The following is a 20,279-nucleotide window of genomic DNA, read 5'->3' as shown; positions in this document are numbered from 1 at the left end:
TCCCTACCGCACTAAGGAGCGGATCGGCCCGCGAGGCCGGCTCATGACAACTACGCCCAGCACTCAGTCCCAGACCCGGATAGAGCACAAGATCGTCGTTCCGGCCCACATCCCGACGGTCGCGCTCCTCGGGAGCCGGGACTCGGTGCTGCGAGCCGTCGAAGAGGGCTTCCCCGGCGTCGACGTCCATGCTCGTGGCAACGAGATAGTGGTGAACGGACCGGCAGGCGACGTCGCCCTGGTCACACAGCTGCTCGACGAGCTGATCGAGGTCGCGGCGGCGGGCACCCAGCTCACTCCCGAGGTCGTGAAGCGCTCGGTGGCGATGCTGAGCTCAGCATCGGCCTCGCGCCCCGCCGAGGTCCTCACGTTCAACATCCTGTCCAGCCGGGGCCGCACCATCCGGCCCAAGACGGTCGGCCAGAAGGCCTACGTGGACGCGATCGACACGAACACCATCACGTTCGGCATCGGCCCGGCCGGCACCGGCAAGACGTACCTCGCCATGGCCAAGGCCGTGCAGGCGCTGCAGGCCAAGCAGGTCAACCGGATCATCCTGACGCGCCCCGCCGTCGAGGCCGGGGAGCGCCTCGGGTTCCTGCCCGGCACGCTGTCCGAGAAGATCGACCCGTACCTGCGGCCGCTCTACGACGCGCTGCACGACATGGTCGACCCCGAGCAGGTGCCCAAGCTCATCGAGGCGGGCACCATCGAGGTGGCGCCCCTGGCCTACATGCGGGGCAGGAGCCTGAACGACTCCTTCATCGTGCTGGACGAGGCGCAGAACACCTCCACCGAGCAGATGAAGATGTTCCTGACCCGCCTGGGCTTCGGCTCCAGGATGGTGATCACTGGTGACGCCACGCAGGTCGACCTGCCCGGCAGCACCACGTCCGGCCTGCGCGTCGTCGAGGACATCCTGCTGGGTGTCGACGACGTCGAGTTCTGCCGCCTCACTTCCTCCGACGTCGTGCGCCACCGGCTCGTGAGCGACATCATCGATGCCTACGCACGCTGGGACGTGCTCTCGGACGACCGCCGTCCGGGACGCCAGCCGCAGGACCATCGTCCAGGAAGCAACAAGAGGCAGCGCCGGTGAGCATCGAGGTCAACAACGAGTCGGGGTTCGAGGTCGACGAGGCGGAGTTCGCCGCGCTCGGCCGCTACGTGCTCGACGCCATGCGGGTGCACCCGCAGTCGGAGCTGTCGATCATCCTGGTCGACACCACCGTCATGACCGACCTGCACGTGCAGTGGATGGACGAGCCCGGCCCGACCGACGTCCTCTCCTTCCCGATGGACGAGCTACGTCCCGGGCGGGACGGCGAGGTCACCCCCGCCGGCACGCTCGGCGACATCGTGCTGTGCCCGGAGGTCGCGGTCACCCAGGCCAAGGCCGCCGGTCACTCCACCACCGAGGAGCTCCTGCTCCTGACGACGCACGGGATCCTGCACCTGCTCGGCTACGACCACGCCGAGCCGGAGGAGGAGAAGGAGATGTTCACGCTCCAGCGCAAGCTCCTCCTGACCTTCCTCGCCACCCGGTGACCGACGTGGTCGTCCTGCTGCTGACCCTGTTCGTGCTGGTCGGCCTGGCCCTGGCGGGCATGCTCTCGGCCGGCGAGGCCGCCCTCCTGCGCGTCACCCGCGCCTCCCTCACGGAGGCGCTCGCGGAGGCCGAGCTGGGCCGGACGCCGGATCCGGAGCGTGCCGCCCGCATTCGCCGCGCCCAGGCGCTCGGGGTTGATCCGACGGCGACCGTGGCCTCGTTCGCGCTGGTGCGTGTTGTCGCCGAGGTGGTCGCCATCGCGGCCGGGACGCTGCTGGTCCAGCAGGTGTTCCCGGGCGAGGGGGTGCCCAACGAGCTGCCGGTCATGCTGATCGCGCTGGTGGTGGGTGTTGTCGTCGGGGTCGTCTTCGTGCGGGTGTCGCCGCGTGCGCTCGGCTTCCGCAACCCGGTGGCGGTGCTGCTCGCGCTGGTCGGCCCGCTGTCCGGCGTCTCGCGCGCGGTTGCGTGGCTCACGCGGCTGTCGGTGCCGAGCTACGACCCGTCGCCGCCCACGGAGGCCGAGCTGCGCGACATCGCGGACCGGGTGGGGGAGAGCAGTGCCTTCGAGGAGTCCGACCGGGAGCTCATCCGCTCGGTGATCGAGCTGGGCGGCACCATCACGCGCGAGGTCATGGTGCCGCGCACCGACATGGTGACCGTGCATGCTGATACCTCGCTCGACCGGGTCCTGCGGCTGTTCCTGCGCTCCGGTTTCTCCCGCGTGCCCGTGGTCGGGGAGTCGGTGGACGACGTCGTCGGCGTCGCCTACCTCAAGGACGTCGTGGCAGCGGTGGTCTGGCCCGTGGACGACGGCGCGCGTGGCGCGCGCGAGCCGTCGCGACGGCCCGCCTCCGACGTGGCCCGCGACGCGGTCTTCGTGCCCGAGTCCAAGCCGATCGACGACCTGCTGCGTGAGATGCAGGCCTCGGCCAGCCACATCGCGCTCGTCGTCGACGAGTACGGTGGCGTCGCGGGCCTGGTGACCATCGAGGACGTCCTGGAGGAGGTGGTCGGCGAGCTCACCGACGAGCACGACACCGTGCCGGTCCAGGAGGTCGAGGACCTGGGCGGGGGCGTCCTGCGGGTACCGGCCCGCCTGCCGGTCGACGAGCTCGGCGACCTGTTCGACCTGCGCCTGGACGACGACGACGTGGACACCGCCGGTGGCCTGCTCGCCAAGGTGCTGGGCAAGGTGCCGCTCGCGGGATCATCGGTAGTGGTCCGCGGTGTACACCTGGAGGCGGAGCGGGTGGAGGGCCGGCGCAAGCAGATCTCGACGATCCTCGTGCACCGCACCGAGCCGGCGGCCGAGCCGGACGACAGCAACGGTGGTCTCGACCAGCACGACCACCGTGATCAGAAGCGTGACCAGAAGGAAGTGACCTCGTGAGCGACACCCCCACGGAGCACCGGAGCGGGTTCGCCTGCCTGGTGGGCCGCCCCAATGCCGGCAAGTCCACCCTGACGAACGCGCTGGTGGGGCAGAAGGTCGCGATCATGTCGGCGCGGCCCCAGACCACCCGGCACACCATCCGCGGGATCGTGCACCGGCCGGACGCCCAGCTCGTGCTGGTGGACACGCCGGGCCTGCACCGGCCGCGCACGCTGCTGGGCGAGCGGCTCAACGACCTGGTGCGCGACACGCTGTCCGAGGTGGACGTCATTGCGTTCTGCCTGCCCGCCGACCAGAAGGTGGGACCCGGCGACCGCTACATCGCGGCCCAGCTGGCCGAGCTGATGACGGGGCGCCGGCGGGTGCCGGTCGTCGCCGTCGTGACGAAGGCCGACCTCGTGCCGCGCGAGGTCCTCATGGAGCACCTCATCTCCGTCGACAAGCTGGCGACGACCGTGGACCGCGAGTGGGCCGACATCGTGCCCGTGTCGGCGAAGGACGGCTACCAGGTCGAGGAGCTCGAGGCGGTGCTCATCTCGCACCTGCCGGAGGGGCCCGACCTGTACCCGGACGGCGAGCTGACCGACGAGCCCGAGGCCGTCATGGTGGCGGAGCTCGTACGCGAGGCCGCCCTGGAGGGCGTGCGCGACGAGCTGCCGCACTCGCTCGCGGTGGTCGTCGACGAGATCGTCGAGCGCGAGGGCACGGGCGATCCCGAGAAGGGCAAGCCGTCGCTCCTGGACGTGCGCGTCAACCTGTACGTGGAGCGCGACTCCCAGAAGGCGATCATCATCGGCCGCGGCGGGTCCCGGCTGCGGTCAGTAGGCACCGAGGCGCGCCAGGGCATCGAGAAGCTGCTCGGCCACCGGATCTATCTCGACCTGCACGTCAAGGTTGCGAAGGACTGGCAGCGCGACCCGAAGCAGCTCCGCAAGCTGGGCTTCTGAACGCTGCCGGGCGTTGCCCCTGTGTCCGGCCTGGCTTAGAGCAAACAGAAATAAGTAACTCTAAGAAAGGGCGTCCGGATGGCGGTGTCGAGGAACCCGTTCAAGCCGTCGGCCGGCGCCACCCCGCCTCATCTGGTCGGGCGTGACGACCAGATAGCCGCGGTGGCCGACGGGATCGACGAAGGGCCCGGATCGCCGGGGCGGCTCACCATCTTCACGGGTGCCCGTGGTGTGGGCAAGACCACCTTGCTGAACGCCGTCGATGACGTAGCCCTCGAGCGCGGTTGGCTGTTCGTCGACGAGACGGCGACTGCGGGCCTGATGGGACGGCTCGATGAGCACGTCAGTCACATGCTGGAGGAGCCCCGGCCGCGACCGAAGCGGAGAGTGACGGGGATAGACCTGCCAGGACCTCTGGGGGGCGTGTCCACCGCGCTTACGCCTGAGCTGTCCGCCGGGATGAGGCGCAAGCTGAACGCGCTCCTCGACGACTTGGAGCACCACGACTCGGGTTTGTTGCTCACGGTCGACGAGGTGCACGTCTCCGTACCGGATATGCGTGAGATCGCCGCTCTGGCCCAGCACATGGTCCGGGAGCAGCGTCAGTTCGCGCTGGTGATGGCAGGGCTGCCGTCTGCCGTGTCCGACCTGCTGTCCGACGATGTCCTCACGTTCCTCAGGCGGGCCGACAAGCATGTTCTGGGCGATGTGAGCATCGATGAGGTGCACGACGCCTTGGTCGCGACGTTCGAGGAGAATGGGCGAGCGATGACAACTGAGGCGAGCGAGCTCGCGCCGAGGCGACGTTTGGCTATCCGTTCCTGATCCAGCTCGTGGGCTATCACGTTTGGCGGGCCACGGGAGGGGACCTCGCCGACCTGGCTGCGGCTGAGACGGGGATCAGCGCCGCGCGTCGACGTCTGGGGGGCCTCGTCCACGAGACGGCGCTCGCCGACCTCTCTGACCTAGACCGGACGTTCCTCGTGGCCATGTCCGTCGACGACGGACCATCGCAGATGGCGGACGTTCGCCGGCGCATGGGGGACATCACCCCGCAGCACGCCAACACATACCGCCGCCGCTTGATGGCGGCGGGCATGATCCAGCAGGTGTCGCACGGCAAGGTCTCGTTCGCCCTGCCGTACCTCCGTGACTTCCTGCGCGAGCACGGCGCCGCGTACGGTCTGGGACCCGACGAACTCTGACCTCGACTGATATCTCAGCTACGACCACGGGCAATCCGGACGCTGTGTTGTGATGGGGCGCATGGAGACAGTGGCCGCTAGGACGGCACCCGTCGAGCTCACGCGCCTGACCGGGCTCACGCCCCTGTCGGCGACGACGGGGGGCGCGGACTCGCAGGAGATCTACAACGTGCTGCGGGCCCGATGGGGCGTCGTCGCGCCCGTCGAGCTGGAGCCGGGTGTGCCGGCGTGGCTCGTGATGGGGCATGCCGAGATCTGCGACATCTCCCGGAACGAGACGCGGTTCTCCCGCGACCCGCGCAACTGGCGCTGGCACTACGACTCGCTGCTGTCGGAACGGTCGGCCCTGCTCGCGATCTCGCCGCGCGAACCGCGCAGCTCCTCCTACCATCACGACGGCGAGACGCGGCGCCGGCTCCGCAAGCCCCTGGACGATGGGCTGGCGACGCTGCCCGAGAAGGCGGTGGTGGCCCAGGTCGAGGAGGTCAGCATGCGGCTGATCGACGACCTCGGGACCGACGGCGAGGCGGACCTCGTCCCGGCCTGGGCCAAGAAGGTCGGCTTCCTCACCATCACGTCGCTCTTCGGGTTCGACCAGGAGACCGCGGACCAGATGATGGTCGACTCGGGGCACATCATCGACCACACGGGTGAGGCTGCGCAGGCGCGCGAGCGCATGGGCCGCAGCCTCATGGCGCACGTCCTCAGCCGGCGCGCCTCGGGCGGGGCCGACCTGACCGCCGCCTTTGTGCAGCACCGGAACTTCGAGAACGACCGCGAGATCGCCGACTCCATGGCGGTGCCGCTCATCGCCGCGAGCGAGTTCCTCACGGCGTGGATCGCGCTGACCCTGCGGCTGCTGCTCACGGACAAGCGGTTTGCGGCGCGCTGGACCGGCGGCCGGATCGCGCTGGACGAGGTGCTGGACGAGGTGCTCTGGCGCGAGGCACCTGCCGCGAACACGCCGCTGCCCCGGTACGCGATGCAGGACGTGGTGCTGGACGGAAAGCTGGTCCGCAAGGGCGATCCCCTGATCATGGCCGTGGCCGCGGCGAACCAGGACCCCCGGGTGCACACCGGGGACAGCTGGGACGAGGTCGGCAACCGGGCCCACCTCGCCTGGGGCGTAGGCCCGCACCGCTGCCCGGCGTCGCGGCAGGCGCGGATCATCGCGCGGGTAGCGATCAACCGGCTCCTGTCCGAGCTGGACCTTGAGCTCGCGGTCGAGGACCACGATCTCGCCTGGGTCCCGTCGCCCTGGGTGCGCCACCCGCAGGGCCTGCCCGTCCGCTACCGGCGCGCCCGCTCCACCGGCTCCGAGATGTGACCGCACGCCGGAGTGAACGTCGTACGCGCCGGGCGTAGCATCCGAAGGTGTTCTTTCGGACGGTCGCCGCATCTGCAGTGATTCTTGTCGCGCTCGCGATTACCGGCGCGGTCGCGGGCCCGGCCTGGGAGCCGGAACCGGTGACGGCGCACCTGCGCCTCGGGTCGGAGTCGACGGCGATCGGCGGCACCTCGGCCGGGGCCGGTGAGCCGGGCGACTACGAGGTCCGCGAGACCGCGGTGACCATCCCGCTCGCCGACGGGCTGGAGGTGGGCGGGCTCCTCAGGGAGCCGGTCGACGCCGACGGCTCCGGCCCCGACGCCGAGCACCCCGGGATCGTGTTCATCCATGGCGCCGGCACCGGCAAGGCCGTCGACGCGTTCACGCTGGCCGCCACCGCGCTGGCGAGCGCCGGGATCACCACGCTGGTGCCGGACAAGCGGCTGGACAACTACTCCACCCGGCACCGGGACTACGAGGCCATGGCGCGCGACTACGAGCACTCGGTGGGCTTCCTGCGCGACGTCCCGGGCGTCGACCCGGACGACGTGGGCCTGTACGCGGAGTCGGAGGGCGCGTGGGTGTCACCCGTGATGATGGTGAACGACCCGCGGCTCGCGTTCCAGATCCTGGTCTCCGCCCCGGTCGTGCCGCCTCGGCAGCAGGCCGCGTACGCCGTCGACAACTACCTGCGCAACACGGACGTGCCGGCCGGGGTGTTCCGCGCGATCCCGCGCGCGGTGGGGATGAAGGTGCCGGGCGGGGGCTTCGAGTACGCGGACTTCGACGTGCGGCCTTGGCTGCGGGAGCAGCAGGACCCGATCCTCGCCGTCTTCGGCACGAACGACGCCTCGATGCCGCTCGAACAGGGCACGCGGGAGCTCATCGCCGACGCCGACGACGTGACCGTCCGGTTCTACGAGCGCGCGAACCACGGCATCAACGTGGAGACGCCGCAGGGCCTGGTGCTGCACCCCGACTTCGCGACCGACGTCGCCGACTGGGTGCTCGGGCTGCCCGGTACGGCGTCCGCCGCGCCGCAGATCGCCGGGGCCCAACCTCGCCAGCTCTACCTCGCGGCGCCCGTGCCGCAGCCGCAGTGGTACGGCGACGGCGACTGGCTGGTCGGGGTGGTAATCACCGCCGGCGCGCTGCTGGTCGCGGGTCCGCTGCTGGTCGGCGGGGCGGCCTTGGCCGGCAGTCTTGCCCGACGTCGGTCCGGCCGCCTGGGCGCCCGCCTTGCGCCCGGCCTGCGCGGACCCCTGGCGGGGCTGGGGGTCGGCGCCGTCGTGACGACCGCCGGACTTGTTGTGTACCTCGCGGCCGTCGCGCGCCTGGCCCTGGACTACGAGCGGAACGCCCTGGTGGTGCAGGGCGGTTGGATCGCTGTCCGGCTGCTCGGGATCGTGACCGTCGTCGCGGCGGCACTGCTCCTGAACCGGGTCCGGGACCTGCGGGGACGGGTGGTGCAGCCCGCGGGGGTCGGCCCCGAGACGCACCGCCACGGCGCAGCCGTCGTCGTCCTCCGGACCGGCTTCTGGGCCATAGTGCTCGGCGCGACGGTGCTGCTGGTAACCCTGGCCTACTGGGGCGCCTACCAGCTGGGCATCTGACGGGTAGCTGCCAGGCGGGCGGGCCGGGTCGGCCGGAGCAGGTCCGGGACTTCCTCCGGGAGGCGTAGGTGGCGGACCTGGTCCACGTGTGTGGTCGTGGCCAGCGCCGCGCTGTAGCCGGCCGGCGCGGGCAGGTGGGTCAGGTACGGGCGCGGGTGGGGGAGCCGCACCGCCGGGTCGGCCGATACGAGGGTCGGCCGCGGCCCCGTCACGTCGAGGTCCCGGAGCGGGATCGCCAGGCCGTGCCCGATGAGCTTGGTCGTCGCCTCCTTGCGCGTCCAGGACGCGAGGAGCGCGTCGGCACGGTCGCGCGCGGGCAGACGGCGCCAGGCGCGGTGCTCGGCAGGCGTGAGGGCGGCCGCCGCGAGGTCGTCCAGGTCGCGGTCCGCAGGCCGGGCGTCGAGGTCCGCACCGACCCGGCCGTCGCCCACCACGGCGACCAGCACCCAGGCCCGCGTGTGCGAGACCGAGTAGTCCAGCGCCGAACCCGGCACGTGGGGGCGTCCGTGCTGTGGGTCGCCGCAGCGGTCACACCCCCGGTCGACGACGATGTCCTCCGGCGCGAGGCCGAGATAGCGGGCCAGGATCAGCCGCTGCGCGGCGCGCGACGTCAGATGCACATCGGTGGCCACGGCGTCGAGGCCCACGAGCTGCTCCCGATCCGGTACGGTCAGCAGGCGCGTCCAGGCTTCCCGGCGTCGTACCGGAACGAGCCAGACGTCGCAGGTTCTGGGGGCTGGTGCGGCGCTAGCGTCCACTTGAGTTCTCCTGTGACCTCGACGTGCTGACGGCTCCCGCCGTCAGCGGTTCTTCCACGCACGCCTAATGTGATGGACGTGCGCAGAAATGCAGGTGTGACCGGACTCGCCGCAGCAGGGCCTGACAGGGCACGTTCCCAGCGGGTAGAAACGTCGTGGACCCCAGCGCCGCCTGCCACGCACCCAGTCTCGACCAGCGGCGTTATCGAGGAGTGAACGGATGATGGACCAGCACGCTTCCGAGCGTGACGAGAGAGCATCGGACGACGGCGCCCAGGACGCGAACGGCGCCCCGACCGAGAACCTCGGCCACGAATACCTCGGCACGATCTCGCCACCGGCGACCGACGGCGCGCACGACGGCTCCGCGAGCGCCAGACCCTTCGCGAACATCGAGGTGGCCGACTACATCCGGGACGCCATCGCCGCGCTCGCGCTGCTCGTCTCGCTCGCGCTGCCCTGGAACCTCGCCGACCGGTCCGCGGACCGCGTCGAGGTGGTCCTGGCCGTCGCGCTGTCGCTCGCCTCCCTGACGCTGCCGTACCTCGCGCGCCTCTCCGTGCTGCCCGTGACGTGGACCGTGCACTCCACCAGGCGCGCGCGCCTGGTCGCCGGGCTCCCGATCGCCGTGATCGGCCTGATCCACCTCGTGCTCGACCTGCGCAGCGGCGCGGGCGTCGGCACCGGCCTCGGCCTCGCGCTCGCCGGGGCGGCGCTCGCCGCCACCCCGCGCGACAGCGAGCTCGGCCCGGTCGAGGAGGACGGCGCAGTGGTGCGCGGCTGGCGGCTCGGCCTCGCCGGCGTCGGCGTGCTGATCGCCCTGGGCGCCCTCATCTCGACGGCGCTCGCCGAGTTCGCCGCGGACGCGACGCTGGGCGACCGGCTGCTCGCGCCCGTGTGGCTGGTGCTGGTGGTCGGCCTGGCGTGGCTCCTGGTGGGCGGCACAGTGCGGCACGACCGCCCCTCGCGGCTCGTGCTCGTCGCCGCCGGCCTGGTGCTGGCGCTGCTCTTCGTCTTCACCTCCGGCGACTCGCTGACCGGGCTGGAGTCGATGCTCCCGGGCATTACCGACCCGAGCCGGTTCGGGCTGGTGCTGCTCCCGCTCGCGGCGGCTGTCGCCGGTTCGCCCGCTGTGCGCCGTGACCCCGAGGCCGACGCGGAGGCCAGCACCGAGCAGGCCGCCGGCGTCTGGGTGCGGGTGGCCATGCGTGCGTTCGACGTCATGGTGCTGCTCGCGGTCTGCAGCGCGCTCGCCGCGCTCGTGCAGCTGATCGACCCGGGCTTCATCGGGTCCGGCGCCGGCGTGACGCTGGTGCTGCGGCTCGTGCTCGGCGTTGTTGTCGCCGGCATCGCCTGGTTCGCGCGGCGCTCGCTCCAGCGTGACCCCAACACCGGGCACGTGCCCGCCGTCGGCGCCGCGTGCGTCGCGGGTGTGCTCGGGCTCGTCGTGGTCATCGCCACCTCGGGCGCGAGCCTCGGCGTGAACCTCGGCGACCTGCTCATGGCGCTCGGCATGCCGGTCGTCGCGGCGTCCGCCCTGATGGTGCCGAAGGCCGTGCGTGAGCACTTCCAGACCTCCGGCATCGGCGGCGAGTCCGACGTCGACCGCAGCCAGGCCTACGTGTGGGCACCGCCGCGCCCCAAGGCCGACAAGGCCGCTCCGGTATCGCTCCCGGAGCAGCCCGTGCGGGAGGCCCCGGAGCTGCGTCGGCCGGTGGAGCCGCGCCGGATCACCTCGACGGGTGCGGTCCGCACCGTAGCGGGTGCGGCGGCGGCCCAGCGCGGTGTGGTCCCGGTTCAGGCCTCGGGACCGGACTCGTCGCCGGACTCGAGCCCCGCCTCGGGCCCTGCCTCGGGCGAGGTACCGCTCGGCAGCATGCGCACGGTCGAGGAGATGCCGGCTGCCGCAGGCCGGCCCGGTCCTCGACGAGCGAGACCGCGAAGATGGCTCCGATCGGCTCGGGTGCGACGCCGGTGGCGTCCGCGCAGAACCAGGCCCAGCAGAACCAGGCCCAGCAGAACCAGGAGCAGGTGACGCGGCGCGTCGTCGTCGGTCAGGGGCAGGCCGCCGCGGCGTCGGGCAATGCGGCAAAGTCGGGGCACACTGCCGTCATGCCGCCCGTGGGCGGCAGGTGGACCGCCGCCGTGGCGCTCGACCCGGCTACTCCGCTGGCGGACCTGGCGAAGATCGTGCAGGAGGCGCCGCACCTGCGACCCCAGGTCGCCGCCAACCGGTCGACCTACCCGGCCCTCCTGGACTGGCTGGGCGCCCTGGGCGACCCCCAGGTAGACGCGGCGCTCCGCAGCCGTAGGTGAGATCAACTGCTGCCCGGCGTCCGGATCGTGAGCCGGACTGGCGCTCCGATCTGGGCCTGGGAGTACAGTGACCGCGTGCGCATGACGGTGATCCTTCTCCTTCGCTGCCGCGACGAGGCCTAGACAGGCCGGTCCCTCGTCGCGGAGGCTTGGTGTGCCGGCCAACCTCACCGAGCGAAGGAAACAACATGGAGAACAGCATCACCGCCACCACCCCCGGCGGAGTTCACGACCAGGAAGTGCGCGGCACAGCAGGCGGGATCATCGAAGACAACCCGCAGCAGACGTCGGGCATGCCGACGAGCAAGTACCGGCCGTTCCACGAGCAGATCCGCCTGGATCTCCCCGACCGGACCTGGCCCGCCAAGCGCATCGAGAAGGCGCCGCGCTGGTGCGCGGTCGACCTGCGTGACGGCAACCAGGCCCTCATCGAGCCGATGGACGCGGAGCGCAAGCTGCGTATGTTCGAGCTGCTGGTGTCGATGGGCTACAAGGAGATCGAGGTCGGCTTCCCGTCGGCCAGCCAGACCGACTACGACTTCGTGCGCAAGCTCATCGAGGAGAACCGGATCCCCGACGATGTCGTGATCCAGGTCCTCACCCAGGCTCGCGCCCACCTGATCGAGCGCACCTACGAGTCGCTGACGGGTGCCAAGCAGGCGATCGTGCACCTGTACAACTCGACGTCCGTGCTGCAGCGCGAGGTCGTGTTCCGGACCGACCAGGACGGCATCGTCGACATCGCGCTCGACGGCGCCAAGCTGTGCCGCAAGCTGGAGGAGACCCTGCCGGACACGCGGATCTACTACGAGTACTCGCCGGAGTCGTACACGGGCACCGAGCTCGAGTTCGCGGCGCGGATCTGCAACGAGGTCATCGAGGTCTTCGAGCCGACGCCGGAGCGCAAGGTGATCATCAACCTGCCTGCCACCGTCGAGATGGCCACGCCCAACGTGTACGCCGACTCGATCGAGTGGATGAGTCGGCACCTCAGCCACCGCGAGAACGTGATCCTGTCGCTGCACCCGCACAACGACCGGGGCACCGCCGTCGCGGCCGCCGAGCTGGGCTACCTGGCCGGCGCGGACCGGATCGAGGGCTGCCTGTTCGGCAACGGCGAGCGCACCGGCAACGTCGACCTGGTGACGCTCGGCCTGAACCTGTTCTCGCAGGGGATCGACCCGCAGATCAACTTCGGCGACATCGACGAGATCCGCCGCACGGTCGAGCACTGCAACCAGATGCCCGTGCACGAGCGGCACCCTTACGTGGGTGACCTGGTGTTCACGGCGTTCTCCGGCTCGCACCAGGACGCCATCAAGAAGGGCTTCGAGCACATGGCCGGGCGGGCCGAGGCCGCCGGTGTCGGCATCGACGACCTGGACTGGGGTGTGCCGTACCTGCCGATCGACCCGCGCGACGTCGGACGCTCCTACGAGGCGGTGATCCGGGTCAACTCGCAGTCCGGCAAGGGCGGGGTGTCCTACCTGCTCAAGAGCGAGCACAACCTGGACCTGCCGCGCCGCCTGCAGATCGAGTTCTCCCACGCCGTGCAGGAGGTGACCGAGACCGAGGGCACCGAGGTGACCGCCGAGGACATCTGGCGCATCTTCACCGACGAGTACCTGCCCGTCGAGGAGGGGGCACCGTCCGGCCTCACGCCGTGGGGGCGGCTGCAGCTGCGCGGCACCCGCGCCGTCTCGGCGGAGGGTGAGCAGGACACCCTCGAGGTCGACGTCGTCGACCGTGGTGTGCTGCAGACGCTGACCGGGACCGGCAACGGGCCCATCGACGCCTTCGTGAACGCGATAGCGCAGGTAGGCGTAGAGGTGCGCGTGCTGGACTACGCCGAGCACGCCCTGTCCGAAGGGGGCGACGCCAGCGCCGCCGCCTACGTCGAGTGTGCAGTGGGCGACGATGTCCTGTGGGGCGTCGGCGTGGACCCGTCGATCACGCTCTCGTCCCTGAAGGCGATCGTCTCCGCGGTGAACCGCGCGGAGCGCGCGGCCAGCTGACCGGACTGACCGGAGGATCGGCCCGGCCGGTCCCGGGGCGACCAGACGAATCTGGGGTGGGTTGCTCTCCGTAGACAACATCTACGCAGAGCAACCCACCCCAGATTCGTGGTCAGTCGACGCGGGTGAACGTGGCCTCGAAGTTGTCGGCCCACTGCGTGTGCGTCGTCTCGTCGCAGGTGTACTCCAGCGGCTGGGACAGGCCCTGCGGTTCGAACGTCCGGCGCTCGTCGCCGAGCTCCCGGGTGACCTCCGTCCGGCCGAAGTCGACGTCCTCGAACGTGAGGATGCCGGCGTCCGTCGAGACGGTGTAGGTCGCCGTGCCGGTCCAGGTCTCGATGTACTCGCCGGCCGAGGTCGTAGCGCGCAGCGGTTCGGCGTCGTCGAAGGTGACGAGCTGGGTGCCGTCGGCGCGGTACTCAAGCATCCGCCCGTTCCAGCCCGTGGTCTCGACGGTCTCGTCGCCCGCCTGCAGCTGCGTGGCCAGGTCCCGCTGCTCCCAGCGGCCCAGCAGGCACTCGTCGACGACGGGCGGGGGATCCGCAGACACGGAGGCCGACGGCGACGCCGTCGGCTCGCCCACACCGGACGGCGCCGAAGAGGGCCCGGCTTCGGCCGAGCCGCCGCGCATACCCAGCACGACGGCGGTTGCGGCACCGCCGACGATCAGCACTCCGGCGGCCGCGAGGAGCCAGACGACCGGGCGGGACAGCCGGCGTCGGCTCGGCGCGGCCTGCTCCGGACCGGGTTCCGGGGTTGTCGGGGCCGTCGTCGCCTTGAGCACCGTCTCGTCGTTGCGCAGCGCCGTCGCGTCGTCCTCGTAGTCGAGGGGGTCGATGTCTGGGATGCCAGGTCCCGGGACGATCTTTGTGGTCGCCGTCCGCAGGCCGGCCGGGACCTCGTTCAGGAAGTCGAGGACCTCCTGCAGGTCCGGCCGGTCTGCAGGATCCTTGGCCAGGCAGGCGCGCACCAGCGGGAGCAGCCACTCGGGGCACCCGGTCAGGTCCGGTTCCTCGTGGACCACGCGGTAGTAGACGACGGTGGTGTCACCCTCGCCGAACGCGCGCTGGCCGGTCGCGGCGTAGAGGGCTACGGCGCCCAGCGCCCAGACGTCGGCCGCGGGCGTCGCGAGGCTGCCGCGGACCTGCTCGGGGGCCATGAAGGCGGGCGTGCCGACCTTCAGGCCCGTGCGGGTCAGCGACGTCGTGTCGGACACCTGGGCGATGCCGAAGTCGATGACAAACGGACCGTCCTGGCCGAGCAGGATGTTGGACGGTTTGAGGTCGCGGTGCACGATGCCGACCTGGTGCACGGCCCGCAGGGCCTCCGCCACGCCGGCCAGCACGCTGCGCACCTCGGCTTCGGGCAGCGGGCCTCGCGCACGTACGACGGCGGACAGGCCGGGACCCGCTACGTACTCGACGGCCAGCCACGGCTGCGCCCCGTCCGGATCGGCGTCGATCACGGTGGCGAGGAACCGGCCGCGCACCTTCATGGCCGCGGCGACCTCCCGGCGGAAGCGATCGCGAAACTCCGGGTCCTGGACGTGCTCCTTCAGGATGGCCTTGAGGGCCAGCTTCCGGCCGGTACGGGTTTCTGCGAGGTAGACCGCACCCATCCCGCCGGATCCGATCCGGCCGAGCAGCGGGTAACCGCCCAGCTCCTGCGGGTCGTTCGGCTCGAGCGGATGGATCTGCGGGGCTTCCCCTGAGCCTGGCACGATCATGGTGGAAACATACCGGATTTCCTTGAATTCACCCGATATTTCCGTCAGGGTGATTCGCGTCTGCTCCCCAGACGCCGGGTATGCAGGATCACCAGATACAGGGGGACACATGAAGAGGAAGTTCGTGAGCCGTGCGCTCCCGTCCGTGCTGGTCGCGGGCGGTCTGATCGTCGCCGGCTCGACGTCCGCGATGGCGGCTGGGGAGAACACCACGGCGAAGGTCGAGCAGTCGACCGGCGGCCTGGGGGACGTTCTCACGGGCACTGTCGACGCGGTGGTCGGCAAGGGCGGCGCGGTCGACAGCACGCTGAAGCAGGTGACGGAGACCGTCGGGCAGGTCACCAAGGAGGACGGCGCCCTGGACGACACCGTCAAGGGCGTCACCGGGGTTGTCGACTCCGTGGCGGGCAAGGACGGCGCCGTCGACGACGTGGTCAGCGGCGTGACGGGCAGCGCCTCGGCGCCGGCCGTCGAGGACGCCCCCGAGACGCGGGCCAACGAGGGCGGCCCCGTGGAAGACGTGGTCAGCGGCCTCTCCGGTGCGGTCAACGCGGTCGCCGGCGAGGACGGCGCGGTCGACGACGTGCTGGGCGCCGACGCGCCCACGCGGGGCCTCACCGACAACCTGGTCGGCGAGCTCATCGACGACGTGGGTTCCGTGGGCGAGAACCTGGGCAACGGCGACGTCCCGGGCACGATCGGGACGGTCACGGGCGAGGACGGCATCGTCGACGACCTCCTCGAGAGCCCCGGGTCCGGCGGCCCGGGTGACCCCGGGAACCCGGGCAACCCTGGGGACCCGGGGACCCCCGGGCCAGGGGACGACGGCTCCGGCACGATCCCGGTGGGCAACCCCGGGGGCGGCCTGGAGGGCGGCTTCGGCCTGATTCCCGGCACCGGGCTCGTCCCGATCACGCCCATCCAGGCCATCGGAGAGGCAACGGCGCCCGAGGCGCTGGCGCAGACCGGCGGCCAGGCCGGCATGGTCGCGATCGCCGCCCTCGGCCTGACGGCCGCGGGAGCGGCGATGGTCCGGATGCGCCGCCGGATGCTCGAGGTCCAGGACTGAGCTGCCCCTGACGTCAGACGCTCGGGCCACTTTCCGTGGCCCGAGCGTCTGCGTGCGGGCCGCCAGGTAGCCTCCGGGCATGGACTGGCCGGTCACCATCGATGGCCGACGCCGACACCGCGGCCCGCGCTCACGACCTCCTGGACGGCCACGTCGAGGCCTAGGTGCACGGCCCGATCGTCCTGTCCGACGACGTCGTGGGCGGTCGCCGTCGTGCCGCCGCGGGCGCTGCTGCCGGGCTAGCCCATCGGCCGGCTGTGTACTCTCGGCCCGTGCACCAGCAGACGATCCTCCAGCCCGGCGCCAACGTCCCCGGCGGGGCTGCCTACCTGCCCACCTCCGTCGAGACCGCCTACTGGGGCCGCCTGCCCTGCGCCGCCGACCACGCGGTGCTGGCGGTGGACCCGGGGCAGGAGGTGGTGGTCGACACCCTGTCCCACGAGGGCATCCTTGAGGATCAGGGCGGTGACCCGCACGCGTACTTCGCGGAGCGCGGCGTCGGCCAGGATGCCGTCCTGGCCGACGCCGTAGAGCTCACCGCGGCGGCCCGGTCCGGTGCGCGCGCGTCCCGCCTGGGTGTGCGCGCGCCAGGGTTGCTGGACGTCCCGGGCGCGCACGGCGGCCACGTCGTCACCGGGCCCATCGAAGTGCGCGGCGCTCGGCCGGGCGACCTCCTGGCGATCCGCGTGCTGTCGACCGAGCCCCGGGTGCCGTACGGCGTGATCTCCAACCGGCACGGCCGGGGCTCGCTGCCCGGCGAGTACCCGGCCGGGGGCGCGGACATCGTCAGCGTGTTCGCGGAAGTTGAGTCCTGGGCCGACGGCGCGGGGCGCGGCTCGATCCCGCTGGCCGAGGGCGCCGCGCGCCGGGTGGGGTTCGACCTGCGCCCGTTCCTCGGCATCATGGGCGTCGCCGCCGCCGGGGACGAGCGGCCCCACTCGGTGCCGCCCGGGCCGTTCGGCGGCAACATCGACATCAACCTCCTGGGCGCCGGCTCCACGCTCTACCTGCCCGTCCAGGTCGCGGGGGCGCTGGCCTACGTGGGCGACCCGCACTTCGCGCAGGGCGACGGCGAGGTGGCGCTCACCGCCTTCGAGGCCTCGCTGCGGGTGCGGCTGGGCTTCGACCTGATCCCGGCGTCCGACGCCGTCGCGACGTTCGGAGAGCTGGCCGGTCCGCTCGCGGAGACCGCGGAGTTCCTGGTCCCGACCGGGCTGGACCGGGACCTCGACGTCGCGGTGCAGAACTGCGTGCGCGCGGCGATCGCGCTGCTGGGGGTGCGCTACGGGATGTCGCCGGCGCACGCCTACGCCTACCTGTCGGCCGCGACGGACTTCGACATCTCGCAGGTCGTGGACGTCGTCAAGGGTGTGCACGCGCGGATCCGCAAGGCGGACTTCGCGCCGAGGTAGGACCCGGCCGCCTGGTGGAGGTCCGCTTCCAGAATGCGATCCGGCATGTTTCTTGGTTCCGAAGCATGCGTCAGGCCTTGCTGGAAGCGGACCTCCGCACTGGTTCTGTCTCATGGCGGCTCGGTATTGCATTGGATCCAGATCTCGGCGACTTCCAGGCCTGGCAGCATGTGCGCATGGCTTCCGACCCCAGCGTGTGGCGTGTCCGGCCCGAACCTGGCCCGCTGACACCCCCGACCGGTTCCGGCGTGCTCGACGGCGAGACCGTCGCGGTCAAGGACCTGTTCGCGATCGCCGGGCAGCGAATCGGCGCCGGGAACCCGGCCTGGCTCGCGGCGGCCCCCGTCGAGAGCACGCACGCCGACGCCGTCGCACGGCTGCTGGAGGCCGGGGCGGCGCTCGCGGGCATCGCGCAGACCGAGGAGTTCGCGTACTCGCTCACGGGCGCGAACGCCCACTACGGCACGCCGCCCAACCCGCGGGCGCCCGGGCGGATCAGCGGCGGTTCGACGTCGGGCCCGACGTCGGCGGTGGCGGCCGGCGAGGCGAGCATCGCGCTCGGGACCGACACCGGCGGGTCCGTGCGTGTTCCCGCCGCGTACCAGGGGCTGTGGGGGATCCGCCCGACGCACGGCGCCGTACCGGCCGGCGGGCTGCTGCCGCTCGCACCGTCGTTCGACACGGTCGGCTGGCTTGCCCCCGACGCCGGGACGCTGGCCCGGGTCGGCGAGGTGCTGCTGCCCGCGGACACGGCGGGCACGGGCACGGGTCGCGGCCTCGTCGTGAGCGCCGCCCTGCTCGAGCTGGCGGCGCCCGAGGTGCGCGACGTCGTCGACCAGCTTGCCCAGGATGCCGGAGCCGAGCCGCTCGACTGGGCTCCCGAGCCTACCTGGCTCGCCGCCTTCCAGACCGTGCAGGCCGCCGAGGCCTGGGCGGCGCACGGCGCGTGGCTCGCCGACCGGATGGACACGCTCGGGCCCGCGGTCCGCGCGCGGTTCGAGCGGGCCCGCTCGATCGGCCCGGCCGACGCCGAGGCGGCGCGCATCGTCGTCGCGCAGGCCAGGGCGCAGATCCGGGAGCAGCTCGCCGACCGCGTGCTGGTGCTGCCGTCGGCCGCGACCGTCGCCCCGCTCGCCAAGGACGCCGAGGCCGCCCGCGCGGCCACGATGCTGCTGACCTGCATCGCGGGGATCGGCGGGCTGCCGGCGGTGTCGGTGCCGGTCGCGACGGCGTCGGGCCTGCCGGCGGGCGCCTGCCTCGTGGGCCCGGCAGGCGCGGACCGGGCCCTGCTCGCCCTGGCCGGTGGCGTCGGGAACTGACCGGCAGAGATGTCCACGTACCGTGACATTGCAGCGATGTCACGATACGTGGACATCGCCGCAATGTCACGGTACGCTGACATGGATGACGACGGACAAGGTGCTCAACGCACGATCGCTGCCGCGACTGGGCACGGCTGTTAGAAGGCTGCGGCTGGATCGGGGCCTCTCCCAGGCTGAACTTGCCGAGGCGGCAGACGTTTCCCGCCAGTGGATCATCAACCTGGAGCAGGGACGTACCGAAGGGCTCGAGGTCGGACGTCTGATGCGGGTGCTCGACGAGCTTGACGCCAGCCTCGCCGTTCGTGATGACCGGGAGGACTCCTGAGATGGTTGCCGTGAAGCAGCTCGCGGTCATCCTCGGTGGTCGGCACGTCGCGGAGCTCACGCGGACAAGGGCCGGCGTGCTCCGACTCACCTACCTAGATGACGCGCGAAGCGTGGGCGCCACACCCTTGTCCTTGTCCCTGCCTCCCGGCATCGCGTCGCACGCGGGGGCTCCCGTCGTGACGTTCCTCCGAGGTCTGCTTCCCGAGAGTGACCCAGCACTGGACGCCATCGGCCGCCGGTACCGCATCGACACCAGGGATGAGCTTGCCCTGCTCTCGGTCGTCGGCAAGGACTGTGCTGGTGCCGTGCAGTTCTGCGTGGAGGACGAGATCGAGGCAACGATCCGTCGTGAGGGAAGCCTGCAGGAATGCAGCGCCGGTGACATCGAGATCCGGTTGGACGAGATGGACACGGACGAGAGTGCCTCGTGGACCATGCCCGGAGAGCACTGGTCGTTGGGCGGCACTCAGCAGAAGTTCGCGCTGCGTCGACAAGATGATCGGTGGTATGTGGCGCAGGGTGCCGAGGCAACGACGCACATCATCAAGCCTGGCATCCGCAAGATGAAGGCGCAGGCTCTGGACGAGCATGTCAGCATGCGTACGGCGCGCATCGTGGGCATCGATGCAGCGCACACCGAGTACACGTCCTTCAAGTCGCAAGATGCGATCGTGGTCAGCCGATTCGATCGTCTCCGTGTCGACGGCGACCAGGTGGTCCGTCTACATCAAGAAGACCTCTGCCAGGCGCTCGGCGACAACGAGAAGTATGAGTCCGAAGGCGGCCCGTCCGCGCTCGGCATCATTCGGATGCTGCGGGAGGTGTCCGAGACCGCGGGCAGTGCTCGCCGCAACGTCGAACGGTTTGTCGACGGGCTGATCTACAACACCGTGATCGGGGCCCCGGACGCGCACGCCCGCAACTACGCGGTTCTGCTGGACGGCGACTCAGTGGACCTGGCGCCGATCTACGACGTCGCCTCCGGCTTCGCCTACGACCCGCCGACGGGTGGGCGGCGCGTTGTGTCGATGAGTGTCGGAGGGATGTTCGAGCTCGACGAGATCGGGCGCGATGCCTGGAGCCGGTTCGCCGACGCTGCCGGTCTCGACGTGGATCACACCGTGGGACGGGTCGCAGAGCTTGCAGCACTGGTTCCTGATGCGATCGAGACTGCGCTGGAAGACCTGGATGACTACGAGGGGCATGTCGCGGCGCTCGGGGAACGACTCCTGGGCGAGCTGGCCGCGCGCCGTTCCCGACAACCCGCTTCGTAGAGGCACCTGTCGGCTCCCGGACGGAT

The 20,279-nt window shown here is 71.3% G+C and carries 18 protein-coding genes; 16 read left to right on the top strand and 2 right to left on the bottom strand.

The window, feature by feature from the left end:
- Nucleotides 1-43 precede the first annotated feature (43 nt).
- From AB1046_RS10195 to AB1046_RS10160, 8 genes are all read left to right on the top strand, one after another.
- Nucleotides 44-1,099: a PhoH family protein gene (locus AB1046_RS10195; RefSeq protein WP_369374926.1), complete on the top strand. Its 1,056-nt coding sequence runs from the start codon at nucleotides 44-46 to the stop codon at nucleotides 1,097-1,099.
- Nucleotides 1,096-1,548, top strand: a complete 453-nt coding sequence (ybeY, locus tag AB1046_RS10190; protein ID WP_369374924.1) for an rRNA maturation RNase YbeY — start codon at nucleotides 1,096-1,098, stop codon at nucleotides 1,546-1,548. The genes AB1046_RS10195 and ybeY overlap by 4 nt, the downstream gene beginning before the upstream one ends.
- The gene (locus AB1046_RS10185) at nucleotides 1,545-2,939 is read left to right on the top strand and encodes a hemolysin family protein (protein WP_369374922.1); all 1,395 of its coding nucleotides are present in this window, start codon (nucleotides 1,545-1,547) and stop codon (nucleotides 2,937-2,939) included. The genes ybeY and AB1046_RS10185 overlap by 4 nt, the downstream gene beginning before the upstream one ends.
- Nucleotides 2,936-3,889 (top strand): GTPase Era, encoded by a 954-nt coding sequence (gene era / locus AB1046_RS10180; protein ID WP_369374920.1) that lies wholly within the window; start codon nucleotides 2,936-2,938, stop codon nucleotides 3,887-3,889. The genes AB1046_RS10185 and era overlap by 4 nt, the downstream gene beginning before the upstream one ends.
- 78 nt (nucleotides 3,890-3,967) lie before the next feature.
- Entirely contained in the window at nucleotides 3,968-4,714 is a 747-nt protein-coding gene (locus tag AB1046_RS10175; RefSeq protein ID WP_369374918.1) for an ATP-binding protein, read from the top strand.
- A gap of 8 nt (nucleotides 4,715-4,722) precedes the next feature.
- Nucleotides 4,723-5,094 carry a hypothetical protein gene (locus AB1046_RS10170; RefSeq protein WP_369374916.1) on the top strand — a complete coding sequence of 124 codons (372 nt, stop codon included), beginning with the start codon at nucleotides 4,723-4,725 and terminating at the stop codon, nucleotides 5,092-5,094.
- A 61-nt stretch (nucleotides 5,095-5,155) separates the two neighbouring features.
- Complete coding sequence (locus AB1046_RS10165; protein WP_369374914.1) at nucleotides 5,156-6,421, top strand: cytochrome P450; 1,266 nt, start codon at nucleotides 5,156-5,158, stop codon at nucleotides 6,419-6,421.
- Nucleotides 6,422-6,468: 47 nt separating this feature from the next.
- Nucleotides 6,469-8,034, top strand: coding sequence for an alpha/beta hydrolase (locus AB1046_RS10160; protein ID WP_369374912.1), 1,566 nt, complete (start codon nucleotides 6,469-6,471; stop codon nucleotides 8,032-8,034).
- Here the strand turns inward: AB1046_RS10160 and AB1046_RS10155 are convergent.
- Complete coding sequence (locus AB1046_RS10155; protein WP_369374910.1) at nucleotides 8,016-8,792, bottom strand: 4'-phosphopantetheinyl transferase superfamily protein; 777 nt, start codon at nucleotides 8,790-8,792, stop codon at nucleotides 8,016-8,018. The two genes, AB1046_RS10160 and AB1046_RS10155, sit on opposite strands and share 19 nt — an antisense overlap.
- A gap of 220 nt (nucleotides 8,793-9,012) precedes the next feature.
- Here AB1046_RS10155 and AB1046_RS10150 point away from each other — a divergent pair, with 220 nt between their 5' ends.
- The 3 genes from AB1046_RS10150 (at nucleotide 9,013) to leuA (ending at nucleotide 13,123) form a co-directional block, all read left to right on the top strand.
- Complete coding sequence (locus AB1046_RS10150) at nucleotides 9,013-10,827, top strand: hypothetical protein (protein WP_369374908.1); 1,815 nt, start codon at nucleotides 9,013-9,015, stop codon at nucleotides 10,825-10,827.
- Nucleotides 10,767-11,108: a hypothetical protein gene (locus AB1046_RS10145; RefSeq protein ID WP_369374906.1), complete on the top strand. Its 342-nt coding sequence runs from the start codon at nucleotides 10,767-10,769 to the stop codon at nucleotides 11,106-11,108. The genes AB1046_RS10150 and AB1046_RS10145 overlap by 61 nt, the downstream gene beginning before the upstream one ends.
- A 293-nt stretch (nucleotides 11,109-11,401) precedes the next feature.
- Nucleotides 11,402-13,123, top strand: a complete 1,722-nt coding sequence (leuA, locus tag AB1046_RS10140) for a 2-isopropylmalate synthase (RefSeq protein WP_369375647.1) — start codon at nucleotides 11,402-11,404, stop codon at nucleotides 13,121-13,123.
- Nucleotides 13,124-13,235: 112 nt separating this feature from the next.
- Here leuA and AB1046_RS10135 read toward each other — a convergent pair whose 3' ends face one another.
- Nucleotides 13,236-14,849 carry a serine/threonine-protein kinase gene (locus AB1046_RS10135; RefSeq protein WP_369374904.1) on the bottom strand — a complete coding sequence of 538 codons (1,614 nt, stop codon included), beginning with the start codon at nucleotides 14,847-14,849 and terminating at the stop codon, nucleotides 13,236-13,238.
- Between the two features lie 109 nt (nucleotides 14,850-14,958).
- Between AB1046_RS10135 and AB1046_RS10130 the strand changes: the two genes are divergently transcribed.
- The 5 genes from AB1046_RS10130 (at nucleotide 14,959) to AB1046_RS10110 (ending at nucleotide 20,253) form a co-directional block, all read left to right on the top strand.
- Entirely contained in the window at nucleotides 14,959-15,918 is a 960-nt protein-coding gene (locus AB1046_RS10130) for a hypothetical protein (RefSeq protein ID WP_369374902.1), read from the top strand.
- A 272-nt stretch (nucleotides 15,919-16,190) separates the two neighbouring features.
- Nucleotides 16,191-17,330 (top strand): acetamidase/formamidase family protein, encoded by a 1,140-nt coding sequence (locus AB1046_RS10125; protein ID WP_369374899.1) that lies wholly within the window; start codon nucleotides 16,191-16,193, stop codon nucleotides 17,328-17,330.
- A gap of 176 nt (nucleotides 17,331-17,506) precedes the next feature.
- Complete coding sequence (locus tag AB1046_RS10120) at nucleotides 17,507-18,649, top strand: amidase family protein (RefSeq protein ID WP_369374897.1); 1,143 nt, start codon at nucleotides 17,507-17,509, stop codon at nucleotides 18,647-18,649.
- 85 nt (nucleotides 18,650-18,734) lie between these two features.
- Nucleotides 18,735-18,977, top strand: coding sequence for a helix-turn-helix transcriptional regulator (locus tag AB1046_RS10115; RefSeq protein WP_369374895.1), 243 nt, complete (start codon nucleotides 18,735-18,737; stop codon nucleotides 18,975-18,977).
- 10 nt (nucleotides 18,978-18,987) lie between these two features.
- The gene (locus AB1046_RS10110; protein ID WP_369374892.1) at nucleotides 18,988-20,253 is read left to right on the top strand and encodes a type II toxin-antitoxin system HipA family toxin; all 1,266 of its coding nucleotides are present in this window, start codon (nucleotides 18,988-18,990) and stop codon (nucleotides 20,251-20,253) included.
- Nucleotides 20,254-20,279 lie beyond the last annotated feature (26 nt).

Origin of the sequence: Promicromonospora sp. Populi (assembly GCF_041081105.1) — a bacterium.
Lineage (GTDB): Bacteria > Actinomycetota > Actinomycetes > Actinomycetales > Cellulomonadaceae > Promicromonospora.
Note: the sequence above shows the minus strand (reverse complement) of the source record. Positions and strands in the feature narration are given on the sequence as shown.